This is a genomic window from Thalassospira sp. NFXS8 (assembly GCF_040148805.1).
Lineage (GTDB): Bacteria > Pseudomonadota > Alphaproteobacteria > Rhodospirillales > Thalassospiraceae > Thalassospira.
In genome coordinates, this window is sequence record NZ_JAGEMF010000005.1 from 188,948 (window position 1) to 201,785 (window position 12,838).

11 protein-coding genes are annotated in these 12,838 nt (G+C 52.5%); 6 read left to right on the forward strand and 5 right to left on the reverse strand.

Annotated features, from left to right (window positions below; genetic code table 11):
• Positions 1–43: 43 nt before the first annotated feature.
• Both J4E05_RS21330 and J4E05_RS21335 read right to left on the reverse strand, forming a co-directional pair.
• Positions 44–1,372, reverse strand: a complete 1,329-nt coding sequence (locus tag J4E05_RS21330) for a sensor histidine kinase (RefSeq protein ID WP_168185008.1) — start codon at positions 1,370–1,372, stop codon at positions 44–46.
• Positions 1,373–1,440: 68 nt separating this feature from the next.
• A complete protein-coding gene (locus tag J4E05_RS21335; RefSeq protein WP_085595580.1) occupies positions 1,441–2,103 on the reverse strand; it encodes a response regulator transcription factor in 663 nt (220 codons plus the stop codon).
• A 241-nt stretch (positions 2,104–2,344) separates the two neighbouring features.
• On the opposite strand from J4E05_RS21335, the gene J4E05_RS21340 reads away from it, so the two are divergent.
• The 4 genes from J4E05_RS21340 (at position 2,345) to J4E05_RS21355 (ending at position 7,733) form a co-directional block, all read left to right on the forward strand.
• The gene (locus tag J4E05_RS21340; RefSeq protein ID WP_349599931.1) at positions 2,345–3,445 is read left to right on the forward strand and encodes a Bug family tripartite tricarboxylate transporter substrate binding protein; all 1,101 of its coding nucleotides are present in this window, start codon (positions 2,345–2,347) and stop codon (positions 3,443–3,445) included.
• Between the two features lie 129 nt (positions 3,446–3,574).
• Positions 3,575–5,554: a tripartite tricarboxylate transporter permease gene (locus J4E05_RS21345; RefSeq protein ID WP_349599934.1), complete on the forward strand. Its 1,980-nt coding sequence runs from the start codon at positions 3,575–3,577 to the stop codon at positions 5,552–5,554.
• A 2-nt stretch (positions 5,555–5,556) separates the two neighbouring features.
• The gene (locus J4E05_RS21350; protein WP_349599936.1) at positions 5,557–6,678 is read left to right on the forward strand and encodes a 4-oxalomesaconate tautomerase; all 1,122 of its coding nucleotides are present in this window, start codon (positions 5,557–5,559) and stop codon (positions 6,676–6,678) included.
• Entirely contained in the window at positions 6,678–7,733 is a 1,056-nt protein-coding gene (locus tag J4E05_RS21355; protein ID WP_349599939.1) for an isocitrate/isopropylmalate dehydrogenase family protein, read from the forward strand. Before J4E05_RS21350 ends, J4E05_RS21355 begins: the two co-directional genes overlap by 1 nt.
• Positions 7,734–7,842: 109 nt before the next feature.
• Here the strand turns inward: J4E05_RS21355 and J4E05_RS21360 are convergent, their stop codons facing one another.
• Genes J4E05_RS21360 through J4E05_RS21370 form a run of 3 tightly spaced genes read right to left on the reverse strand, consistent with a single transcriptional unit; the run spans position 7,843 to position 10,665 of the window.
• The gene (locus J4E05_RS21360) at positions 7,843–9,114 is read right to left on the reverse strand and encodes a TRAP transporter large permease (RefSeq protein WP_349599942.1); all 1,272 of its coding nucleotides are present in this window, start codon (positions 9,112–9,114) and stop codon (positions 7,843–7,845) included.
• A gap of 1 nt (position 9,115) precedes the next feature.
• Positions 9,116–9,592 carry a TRAP transporter small permease gene (locus J4E05_RS21365; protein ID WP_085595100.1) on the reverse strand — a complete coding sequence of 159 codons (477 nt, stop codon included), beginning with the start codon at positions 9,590–9,592 and terminating at the stop codon, positions 9,116–9,118.
• A gap of 59 nt (positions 9,593–9,651) precedes the next feature.
• Complete coding sequence (locus J4E05_RS21370; RefSeq protein WP_349599945.1) at positions 9,652–10,665, reverse strand: TRAP transporter substrate-binding protein; 1,014 nt, start codon at positions 10,663–10,665, stop codon at positions 9,652–9,654.
• Between the two features lie 168 nt (positions 10,666–10,833).
• Between J4E05_RS21370 and J4E05_RS21375 the strand changes: the two genes are divergently transcribed.
• Together J4E05_RS21375 and J4E05_RS21380 are read left to right on the forward strand one after the other, a co-directional pair.
• Positions 10,834–11,997, forward strand: coding sequence for a mandelate racemase/muconate lactonizing enzyme family protein (locus J4E05_RS21375; RefSeq protein ID WP_349599947.1), 1,164 nt, complete (start codon positions 10,834–10,836; stop codon positions 11,995–11,997).
• Positions 11,987–12,715, forward strand: coding sequence for a FadR/GntR family transcriptional regulator (locus J4E05_RS21380; RefSeq protein WP_349599950.1), 729 nt, complete (start codon positions 11,987–11,989; stop codon positions 12,713–12,715). The genes J4E05_RS21375 and J4E05_RS21380 overlap by 11 nt, the downstream gene beginning before the upstream one ends.
• Positions 12,716–12,838: the final 123 nt, after the last annotated feature.

Below are 12,838 nucleotides of genomic sequence, written 5' to 3' on the forward strand. Positions count from 1 at the left end.
ACCTATCAATTGCGGGGCCTTATTGCCTCAAACGGTAAATTTGTTAGCGAAAAGCAATTCGGACCCGCAATCCCCTGCCATTTGCCCCTGCGTCGAGACTTAAAGTTGCCTCGTGCGCCTCGACGACTTCCTTAACAATCGCAAGGCCAAGACCGGAGCCTTGCTTATTATTGTTATCAAGCCTTACAAACCGTTCGAGAACCGCGTCCCGGTCTTTCTCGGGGATACCCGGCCCGTTATCTTCAACTTCCAGCATCGGCCCGGTTGCGGCACCACTGCCAATCACCCGAACCGTAACGACAGAGCCCGCAGGGCTATACATAATCGCATTATCGATCAGGTTCACGAGAGCTTCGTGCAACAGCACCTCGTTACCGGTTTCAATGTCGCAGCTCAGACCCTCGCTTTGGTCTTCAAATCCCAGATCAACGTTATGGCGCACGGCAGATCGTAACATTTCCGATGTCGCATCAGCCGCGAATGCCAGAAGATTAATCTTTTCATTGCAACTCACTTTGCGCCCTTCGGGCGAGACACGCGCCAGATTTAAAAGCTGCGAGGTAAGACGGGCGGTCTGGCGTGTTTGCTGAACAATACGTTCAAGCGCCTGTCTGTCTTCTTCGTTTCTGATATCGCGCAAGGCCCACTCTGCTTCGGCCTGCACGGTTGCCAGCGGCGTTCGCAATTGATGGGAAGCATCGGCAATAAAGCGTTGATTCGCCGTAATTGAACTTTCAAGACGGGCCAAGAGCGCATTAAGCGACATCACCACATCGGACACTTCTTTGGGCATCACATGGCGGATGGGGCGCAAATCATCAGTAGATCGGCGTCGAATGGCCTGTTGCAAACGTTGAAGCGGAGCAAGACCATGCGTTACGCCAATCCATGCAAAAACACCGCTGATAAACATCAAAACCAGATAATCGGTGGTCGACCCCAATAGTTCATCATGAATAAGGGTGTCACGTTGCCGACGCGTTTGGCTTACATCTATCGTAACCCATCCATGAATATTCGACGATGGGTCCGATACGAGGTATTTCATGGCAACGGCCCGTACATCCTCGTTCCGGTAATAAGCATTGTAAAAATACGGAACCCCCGGTTGCAGAACCAAATCTTTGGGGGCACGCGGAAGACCAAAGTCACCTGTCACAAAAGCCCCATTTGGCCCCTGCACCCTGTAATAGGTATTCTCGCGGGTAAATTCTTCCAAAAGCAGTTCAATATCGCGCGATAAAAGATCACCACTGGATTTAATCGCATGTTCGGAAATTGTAACAGCCAACGCAACCAAAAGGCGGTCCTGAATACGGTTCGCGACTTCACTAACCGAAAGGTAGTTTTTAGCAAGAAGACCGAATGCCATAATCAGCCCTGGCAATAAAAGCCAAAGCAGCAGCCTTGCCCGCAGGGAAGTTGTCTTAATATTTTCCGTCATTCGTCAATCATATAACCGAGACCACGAATTGTCCGTACTTCCACATCGGCCATTGCGATCTTTTTACGCAACCGACTGATGTAAAGCTCTATCGATTTCACGCTGGCTTCATCATCAAAACCAAACAAATGCAGCGCGATTTTTTCCTTGCTGATCACTTGACTGACATTTAGCAACAAAACTTCCAACACACCCCGTTCGCGCGGTGTTAAGGCAATGGACGCGCCATTTACGCTTACGGATCGGTCGATTGAATTAAAGACCAGTTTTCCCACCGAAATATTCGGGTTGCGTACCCCGACATTGCGCCGCAAAAGCGCCCGCGCCCGCGCCTCGAGTTCTGACAATTCAAATGGCTTAACCATATAATCGTCGGCTCCAGCGTCAAGGCCCGCTACCCGTTCGTCAAGATTTCCACGCGCTGTCAATATCAAGACCGGCAAATTGATTTTACGGCGCCGAACGCTTTTCAGAATTTCCAGACCATCGATGCCCGGTAATGACAGATCGAGAATTAAAAGATCAAAGGTTTCCTGCACGACAAGCGACAAGGCGTCTTCGCCATCATGCACCAGATCAACAGCATGATCCATTTGCCGCATCGCAGCAGCAATTTTGTCGGCCAGAACAAGGTTATCTTCTACGATCAGGATGCGCATATGTCTTCAATAACATCAAAAATCGACGCAGAAATTAAAAATTACAACATCGACAGCAAACTGACAGCATTTATCGACTAGGTTTAATTTCACAGGCACACGGCGGCGCCGGCAATGACCGGAATAAAAAACAGCCGAAAGCCTGATCGGGAGGAAATCGTTTGTTTGTACATGCCGCATATTATGTGCCGCTCGCATCCTTCCGGTTGAGAAACAACAACATTATTGGAGGGAATGCCTGATGTCATGGGGAAGATCCACTCGTTATTCGCTAAAGGCAGTATGTGCTGCCGCCACCATTGTTTTTGGTTTTGCCGGAACCGCAATGGCACAAGAACCTGATTTTTCCGGCGAACGTGTTGAACTGATCATTCCGTTTGGAGAAGGTGGTGGCACAGATACCTGGGGCCGTTTCTGGGCACCCTATTTCAGTGTCTTTCTGCCCGGCAACCCAACTGTGGTTGTCAAAAACATTCCAGGCGGGGGATCCACTTCGGGGGCAAACCAGTTTGAAGCTCGTGCAAAACCCGACGGATTAACCGTAATTGGCACCTCGGGTTCAACACAGTTTCCCTATTTGCTGCGCGACAAACGTGTCCAATATGAAATGCGCGACTGGCGCGTTGTGCTGGCATCACCAACGGGCGGTGTCGTTTATGTAAATTCCGACCTCGGCCTTAAATCAGCAGCAGATATTAAAGCACTGGAAGGTATTCACTTGCGCTATGGCAGCCAGGGCGCAACATCGCTGGACCTTGTCCCCTTGCTGGCATTCGAACTTCTTGACCTTGATGTTGATGCCGTATTTGGCATGAAGGGGCGTGGTGCCGGGCGGCTGGCTTTTGAACGGGGCGAAGTCAACATCGACTATCAAACCTCGTCGGCATTTATCAACAATGTGACCCCGCTGGTCGATATTGGCAGTGCCGTGCCCCTCTTCTCGTGGGGGGCGATGGATGACGATGGCAATATTGTCCGTGACCCCTCATTTCCAGATCTGCCAAGCTTCCCTGAAGCTTATGAAATGATGAAGGGTGAAAAACCTTCCGGTCCGGCCTGGGAAGCATACAAAGCCTTTTTCATCGCCGGGTTCCCGGCACAGAAAATGGTCTTCCTGCCCAAAGACACGCCTGAAAACATTGTCGAGGCCTATCGTACTGCCGCACAGACAGCAACCGAAGACAAAAGCTTCCTTGCCGACCGTGAAGCCACCCTTGGCAAATACAAGCAAATTGTCGGAGAGCCTGCCGAACGCATTTTCCGTCAGGCTGTCGACGTTCCTGACGACGCACGTGAATGGGTTCAAAAATGGCTGACTGAAAAATACTCGGTTCAGTTCTAAGCCTGAAAACCTGAAGTCTCCCTTTTCCTGATCCGGGGTGGACATCGTCCACCCCTCTTTTCTCACCCGCCGACCTTACGGTCGCTTGCAGGGAACAGGCGAACTTTGCCTTCTACCGGAGTTTTTTTAATGCTTGATGCAATGATGACAGCATTGTCTCATTTCACGCAGCCTCAACATTTGATGTATCTGATGCTGGGCGTTGGAATGGGAATGATTGTCGGTATCCTGCCAGGATTGGGAGGAATCGTAGGGCTATCGCTTCTATTGCCATTTATCTATGGCATGGACCAGATTTCAGCCCTTGCCATGCTGATCGGCCTGGTAGCAGTAATCCCCACATCGGATACCTTTACATCTGTTCTGATGGGCATTCCCGGGTCAAGCGCGTCACAGGCAACCGTGCTTGACGGTTTTCCATTGGCGAAAAAAGGCCATGGTGCCCGTGCCCTTGGCGCCGCGTTTTCAGCATCCCTGGTCGGTGGCCTGGTCGGGGCCGTTATTTTGACTGGCTTTGTTGTCATTGCAAGGCCGCTCATTCTGGCGTTCGGATCGGCCGAATTGTTCATGCTGGCGGTTCTTGGCCTGTCGATGGTCGGTGTGCTGGCGGGCAAAAGCCTGCCCAAAGGCGTGATTGCAGCCGGTCTTGGCCTGTTGCTAGGCGCACTTGGCGGTGCCCCCGCAACGGGTGAACTTCGCATGAGCTTTGACTCCGTTTATCTCATGGACGGTTTGCCGCTTGTCATTGTCGGTCTGGGTATGTTCGCCTTTCCGGAAATTATTGATCTCTGCCGGCAAAACCGCTCGATTTCCGACAATGGCACGCTGGGGTCAGGCTGGCGCGATGGCGTGCGTGATATGATCCGCCATAAATGGCTATGCCTGCGCTGTGCCGGGCTTGGCAGCATTGTCGGTGCCTTGCCGGGGCTTGGCGGCAGTGTTGTTGACTGGATCGCCTATGGCCATGTCGTGCAAACGGCAAAGGACAAATCCCAGTTTGGCAAAGGCGACATTCGCGGCGTTCTGGCACCGGAAAGTGCAAACAATGCCAAGGAGGGCGGCGGCCTTGTCCCCACCTTGTTATTTGGCATTCCCGGTTCGGGCAGCATGGCTGTTTTTCTGGGCGGCATGGTGCTGATTGGCCTTGAAGCAGGCCCGGCCATGGTTGGCCGCGACCTTGACATCACCTATACAATTATCTGGTCCCTGGCGATCGCCAACGTGGCTGGTGCAGGTGGCGCGCTGTTGCTGTCGCCTTTTGTTTCGCGGCTGACAACGATCAAATACGGCTATCTTGCGCCGTTTATGATCACCATTATCTGCTTTGCCGCGTTTCAGGCAACACGTTCCCTTTCCGACATGATTGCTCTGTTGGTCCTTGGGGTTTTCGGCGTGTTAATGAAACGTTTTGGATGGCCCCGCCCGGCATTTCTGATTGGTTTTGTTCTGGCATCCAACACCGAAACTTACCTGTATCAGGCCCTGCAATTCTATGACTGGGGATTTCTGGTGCGTCCGGGCGTTATGATCATTCTGGCGCTGACTGTAATTTCCATTCTGATGGGCATGCGCAAACACCCGGTCAATCCGGTCGAAGAAGAAGAAAGCAGCCATTCCCATACCCCAAATCGCACCCCGCAAATTTTGTTTGCCGGGCTGATCCTTGCGATTTTCTCCCTCGGCATATGGGATGCAACCCAGCATTCATTCCTTGGCAGCGTTTTTACCGGTTCTGTTTCGGTTGTGATGTTTGTGGTTACCGCCATCCTGATATGGCAACTGGTCACATCACCACCGTCACATGGTGCGAATTTTGATCATGAATTCGAATTGGCACAGCACGAAGAAAAACCAACAGCAGGCCTTTGGCACTATGTCCTTTGGGTTGGCGGACTGGTCGCCGGAACCGCGCTGTTCGGCTTCCTGATCGCCATTACCGGGTTTTTCGTTGCCTTTCTTCGATTAAAGGCCGGAGCGTCGTGGGTACGAAGCATTTTGCTAACAACCCTGGCGATTGGTGGTTTGTGCTTTTTGGCATGGTCGCTGGTTCTCGATTTTCCGGGGGGCCTGCTTCAGGACCTGATCGAACTTCCATGGCCGTTAGGGTGAGCATGATGAAAAACACCGTAATATTAAATGATCAATATGCGCTGCCCTGCGTCATGATGCGCGGCGGAACATCAAAAGGACCCATTTTCCTGGAAAGTGACCTTCCCCATGATATTGCCTTGCGTGACCAGATCTTGCTTGCGGCAATGGGGTCACCAGATAAACGCCAGATAAACGGTATTGGCGGGGCCGATACCTTAACCAGCAAATCCTGTATCGTTGCCCCATCGAGCAGACCGGACGCCGATGTGGAATTCCTGTTTGCCCAGGTGGCCATTGACCGGGCCGAGGTTGATGTGAACCCCAATTGCGGTAATATGACTGCCGCCGTTGCCCCGTTTGCGATTGAAGCAGGTTTGGTACCCATTACAGGGGATCAAACACTGGTTCGTATCTATAACCGCAATGTTGGTGCCCTGGTTGACGTGCTGGTGGCCACACCAGACGGCAGGGTTACCTATAACGGGGACGCCGCGATAGACGGCGTTCCGGGTACGGCGTCCCCGCTAATCCTGCGTTTTAAAAACATCATGGGCAGTAAAACAGGGCAGTTACTGCCAACAGGAAAGCCGATCAATTATATCGACGGGGTAGAAGTAACCTGCATCGATGTTGCTGTTCCCATGGTGATGTTTCGCGCACACGACCTTGGCCTGACCGGCCATGAAAGCAAGGCCGAACTGGATGAAAACGCCAATCTATTGGCGCGACTTGAAGCAATCCGACGCAAAGCCTCCGAACTGATGGGGCTGGGAGATTGCACGGGCAAGGTGGTGCCCAAAATGGCGATATTGTCAAACCCGACCCGGGGCGGAGACATTACTTCGCGCTATTTTGTTCCCCATAATTGCCACGCCACCCATGCCGTAACAGGGGCAATCTGTGTTGCCGCGTGCGCGTCCCTTTCGGGCAGCATCGCGGACGGCATGATCGACCTTAAGGCCATGCCGCAACAATGGATCCAGATTGAACATCCGAGCGGCATGATTGCTGTAGAACTGACACTTGAAGGATCTGGCCCCAATCTTTCTGTTGTTTCCGGCGGTGTGGTGCGTACGGCACGGCGCTTGTTTGAAGGAAGGATTCTGGTGCCGGAAAACATTGTGAAAAGGGTCGTCACGTAATGGAGGTTCTTTTTCTGCCCGGTGACGGGATAGGGCCGGAAATAACGGCCGCAACCCGAACGATCCTTGAGAAACTCAATCGCAGCATGTCACTTGGCCTTTGCTTTTCGCAAGAGGATGTCGGATTTTCGTCGCTGGAAAAACATGGTGCAACTATCACACCTGATTTGATCGAGCGGGTCCGCAATACCGACATGACCGTCCTTGGACCGGTCGACACCGCACATTATCCGCCCGCCGACCACGGCGGGATCAATCCCTCGGCTGCATTGCGGATCAATCTGGATCTTTATGCCAATGTGCGACCGTCGCGCACCATAAACGGGCTTTCGGCACGTACGCCAGCCATGGATTTGGTTATTGTGCGTGAAAACACGGAAGGTTTCTATGCTGACCGCACGATGTTCGCAGGTACCGGAGAGGTCATGCCGACAGAAGACCTTGCCCTTGCCATGCGCAAGGTTACCCGCAAGGGCAGCTATCGCGTGGCAGCCTTTGCTGCAAAACTGGCCGCAAAACGCCGCAAACATTTAACGATTGTGCATAAGGCCAATGTCCTGAAACTGAGTGACGGGTTGTTTCTGGCCGAAGCCAGAAAGGCCGCAGCACTGCAAGACGGACTTACGGTTCGCGACGAACATGTCGATGCCATGGCGTCTCTGCTGATCAGAACACCCGATGCGTTTGACGTAATCGTCACGACAAATATGTTCGGCGATATTTTATCAAACGAGGCCGCCGAGCTGGCTGGAGGGCTAGGTCTTTCCGGGTCCCTTAATGTCGGCGATCAAAATGCAATCGCGCAGGCATCACATGGCTCGGCCCCGGATATTGCCGGTCAGGATATCGCCAATCCGGTATCCCTCCTGCTCTCTACGGTTCTATTGCTTGATTGGAAAGGAATTCAAACCGGGCGCAATGATTTGCAAGACGCAGCCATTAAGCTTGAATCAGCCATCATCAAAACCCTGGAAAACCCGGATACCCGCACCAGGGATCTGGGTGGACACTTGTCTTGTAGCGACTTTGGCAAAGCTGTAACCGACACGTTATAAAATCTGCGCATCAGTTATTCCAAGGTTCGCTTACGCAGCCGGACACGTTTTTTGTCCGGCTGCTTGGCCATTCACGAGAGAGCGGAACATCGATCAAAACAGCTTTTGTCTAGTGACTGGAAAACATCAAAACAAGACCGGGCCACAAGACCGTTATCGTCAAAACGGTCCCCAGCAAGATGTAAAAGGGAAACAGATAACGCATCACCTCTTTGACCGAGCACTTGGCAATTCCGGCAGTTATGAACAATAACAACCCAACCGGTGGTGTGACATTACCGTAAACCAGCGCAAGGCACATGATGATGCCAAAATGCACCGGGTCGAACCCGTAATGCGCGCCCAGCGGCGCAAATACCGGCACCAGAATAATAACCGCAGCTGTTACATCAACAACACAGCCAATCGCCAGTACCACCGCAATAACCAGTAAAACGGCAATCAGCGGATTTGACGTCAGACTTTCAACCCAAAGCACAATCGTTTGTGGCACCTGGGCAAGCGCAAGCACCCATCCAAAAATTCCGGCTGCCGCAATGATCAAACCAATAATGCCGGTGGTCATCGCGGCATCGGCCACAACACGATAAAACTGCTTAAGGCCAATTTCGCGATACAGCCCCAAACTGATCAAGGCAGCATAGACCACGGCCACGGCACCTGCCTCGGTCGGGGTAAATATTCCGCCTAAAATACCCCCAATCAAAATCAACGGGGCAAGCAATGCGGCAATCGCATAGCGCAAAGCCTTAAGGCGACCGGCCCAACCCACCCGCTCGCCACTGGCCCAGCCATACCGACGCGCCATCATATTATTAACGATGAACAGGCCAATCGTAATCAAAACGCCCGGCACAATCCCGGCCATGAACAGATCGCCAACCGACACACCGGCAAGTGACCCGTAAACAACCATAATAATAGACGGCGGAATAATCGGACCAATCGAGGCACTGCAGGATTCAAGGGCGGCCGCATACCCTGCCGGATAACCGGCCTTCTTCATCGCCGGGATCATAACAGAACCCGTCGCAGATGCACTCGCCGCACTTGAGCCGGTCAATGCTGAAAAAATCGAACTCGACAAAACATCGACCTGCGCCAGCCCGCCGCGCCAATGCCCCACCAGACTTTCGGCAAAGCCGATCATACGGCGGGCAATGCCACCTTGCTCCATAATCGCACCGGCCAAAATGAAAAATGGAATTGCCAGCAAAGATGTACTATCGAGCAAAACAAAAATGCGCTGTGGCACAACGGCCATCGGTATATGCATCCCCGATGTTAACAACGCCAAAGCCCCTGAAAGGCCCATTGCCGCAGCTACCGGAACGCGAAACACCAAAAACGCAACAAAAGAAACGATCAATGTAATCAGCATGTCAGAACTCATCGCCCTCAGAAGTGCGACCGCGCATAAGGTCGACAAGATGTGCAATCGAAAATAGCGTGGCAAGAACCCCGAAAATCGGCAAAATCAGCTGAACCCAGGCAATTGGCACCCCCATAGCGGGCGACAAAGACGTCCAGTTATGTTGCATCAATGTATTGCCGGGAATACCAACAAGGGCGGCAAAACCGATAAGTCCCAGATCGGCCAGAATTAACAAAAACCGGCGAACCTTTGGCGGTGCCATTTCCTCGATAAGGTCGATAGCAAGATGTGCGCCCTTGCGACACATTATGGCCCCGGCCAAAAACACCAGCCAGATGAAACAATAGCGCGAAAGTTCATCGATCCAGGCCAGAGAGTCGGAAAACACATACCGCATCACGACCTGACCAAACGTAATCAGAACGAAAAACAGGAAAATGGTCACAATGATTGCTGTCAAAATCCGTTCAAAAAGCTGGATCATGAACCCTCTCGTTTTTAGCCGTCAAAGGATTGTCTGCGCTTGCGGCGCAGACAATGACCTTAGGCGTTGAGCAACAAATTCACCAGATTCTGACCTTCGGCACCAAGATCCTTGGTCAGAACATCCCATGTTGGCTTGACAATTTCACGCAAGGCCGCAGCATCAAGATCTTCATTAACAGCAATCCCGCCCTTGACCAGCGTGTCGAGTGCAGCCTTGTTATCAGCGCGTGCCTGAATGCGCTGGTCGTTAAAGGCTTCACGGGCCGCCTGTTTAACGGCCTTTTTCTGCTCGTCCGAAAGCCGTGACATCGCAATATCACTGATCACTAGATGAAGCGGGTTATAAAGATGGCGGGTCAGGCTGTAATATTTTGCGACCTCGTCAAATTTCTGCTGGGTCACCACCGCGGGCGTACCTTCAGCACCATCTACAATGCCCGTCTGCATGGATGTGTAAACATCGGCATAAGGAATGGGCGTTGGCGCCGCACCCAATGCTTTCATCGGCAAAATATGAAGGTTTGCCTCCGGCACACGAAGCTTCAGCCCCTTGAAATCAGCCGCGCCCGTAATAGGCTGTTTCACATTAAAGACTGACCGCCAGCCAAGCTCGCCCCACGCCAGAATCTGCATTCCGGCGTTTTTTGCCAATGCATCAGACAGACGGTTGGAAAATTCGCCTTGCAATGCACGGTCAGCTTGCTCGGGACTGCTATAAGAATAATAAAGGGCCGCCGTTACCATCACCGGGGCAATGTTGGCAGTATAATCCGGCCCCGACGATGTCAGATCGATAGAGCCAAGCCCGAGACCTTCATAAAGATCACGAAGATTGCCAAGCTGACCTGCGGGAAACACCTGCACTTCAACCGATCCATTCGTCGCAGCCTTAACCTTTTCTGCAAAGGCAACATAAGCCTTATGCGTTGCACTGTCGGTCGACTCAACATGTGCGGCACGCAATGTAACCACCGACTCTGCCCACGCCATGCCCGGTGAACCAAAAACCGCCAATGCGGCAGCAGATGCCGCCGAAACGGCAGTCCCGCGCAGCAAATCGCGTCGGGTCATCAACCCACGTTTCCTAGAGTTTGTCATTATATCCTCCCAGTGTTTCTGAATATTTGCGACCATTGTAAAGACCGGCCAAACAGCCTGACTTGCTTGACATGTGAAATGGATGCTGTCAATAATTGATTAGACCAATATACCAATTGGACCAATTTTAGGAGAGCGTTTGTGGCCGTTTTAACCCCTTTTTCTATCGCGGAAGTTACTGTTGAGGTGTTTCGCGTACCATTGGTCCGACCTTGGGTGTCTGCGGCACACGCCATTACGCATCACGAACATATTCTGATCGATATCACCCTCGAAAATGGCATGACAGGTACCGGTTGGTCCTCGACCATGGGTGTTGGCGGGGTGGCGGTGGCAGCCCTTGCGCGCAGCTATCTTGCGCCAATGTGTATTGGCAAAAATGTCTTTGATCACGAAGCACTTTGGCTTTCGCTGTGGAAACGATGCCATCAACCCGGTTCGGGTGGGTTGGGTGCCCTTGCGGTTGCCGGTATCGACCTGGCGATTTGGGATTTGCGTGGCAAACTGGCCGGGTTGCCGGTACGCCGCCTGATCGGGGGCGGCGTCGACGAATTACCCGTCTATGCCAGTGCCGTAAATTTACACCTTGGCGAGCAAGAACTGGTTGAACAAACACGCGCATTCCTTGACGCCGGAAACCAGCTGTTCAAAATCAAGGTCGGTCGCGATGATCCGCACGAGGATGTTTCGCGCGTTGCTGCCGTGCGCAAAGTCATTGGCAACCGCCCCTTGATGCTTGATTCAAACCAGCGTTTCAAACCGGGCGAAGCTTTGCGCCGGATTGCAATGTATGAACCCTTTGATCCGGTATGGATCGAGGAACCGATGATCTCGGAAGACGCCGATAGCCATGCCCGCCTCGCCCGGCAATGCAAAATCCCGATTGCCCTTGGGGAAGAAGTATCAACCCGTTATGATTTCTGGCGTTATGTCTCGTCAGGTGCGGTCAGCTACCTGCAACCCAACGTTTTGAAGGTTGGCGGCATTACGGAATGGCTGAAAATCGCCCATCTTGGCATGACGGCAAACCTGACCATCGCCCCGCACGGTGCACTTGAGGCTTCTGCCATTGTGGCAACGGCCATTCCGGGCTGTTATGCGGTTGAAAATATTGACGGCGGGGCTTTCACAGATCAGGGTATCCTTGAAGAACCTTTGAAGGTACAAGGGGGCCGGATTCACCTGTCGGACAAACCGGGATTAGGCATCACCTTTGATCGCAAAGCGATTGGTGCCTATCGGGCGGACTTCGACACAACTGTAAATCTGGTCGATCCCGGGAGTTTCTATAATAATGGCCGCTAACAAGACAAGCAGCCCCACACCCAAGCGCATCATTGCACCGCAACGGCTGTTTCGCCAGATTGCCGATGCCCTGGAAGAACGGATTGTTGCGGGCGAGTTCCAGGCGGGCGACCGCCTGCCGACCGAACGCGAATTGTCCAGCTATTATTCAGTATCACGTACCAGTGTGCGCGAGGCATTGCTCACACTGGAAATTGCGGGTCTGGTATCCATCCGGGTTGGGTCTGGTGTTTATGTTCTGTCCCCCGACGTGCCGGAAAAAAGCACCATCACCGAGCAACCCGACCTGCCCGGCCTTGAGGAAATCCTTGACGCACGCCTGATGTTTGAGCCCGAGATTTGTGCTGCTGCCGCGTCCAACGCAACGGCGGAAGACATTGCCCGTATTGCGGCAACCCTTGACGTTATGCGCGACGAACATCGCAATGCGGCAGAAACCGAACGTGGCGATCGCGAGTTTCATCACGCCATTTCCCAAGCCTGCGGCAATACGATAGCCCAGGACACGTTAAAACGTATTTGGGAAAGTATGAATTCGCCTTTATGGCAAAATCTGCAACGCCACATTCGCAGCCCGATATTGCGGTTAAAGTGGATCGAAGATCACGAAGCCATTTTTGCCGCCATTCGCGACAAAGACCGTACAAAAGCACGCAGCACCATGCGCCAGCATATCAAGCATGTTATTGATAATCTAAATCGTACCAATTTTCGCTAGTCATGTTTGCCCCCAAAATTTGATACGCCGGATTAAGGCCAGAACTGCAAGGCGATAAACCCTGCTATCGTCTGCAGTTCACTCGCCTGATCGCTTATCCTTATAAGTACATCTGCTTCCTGT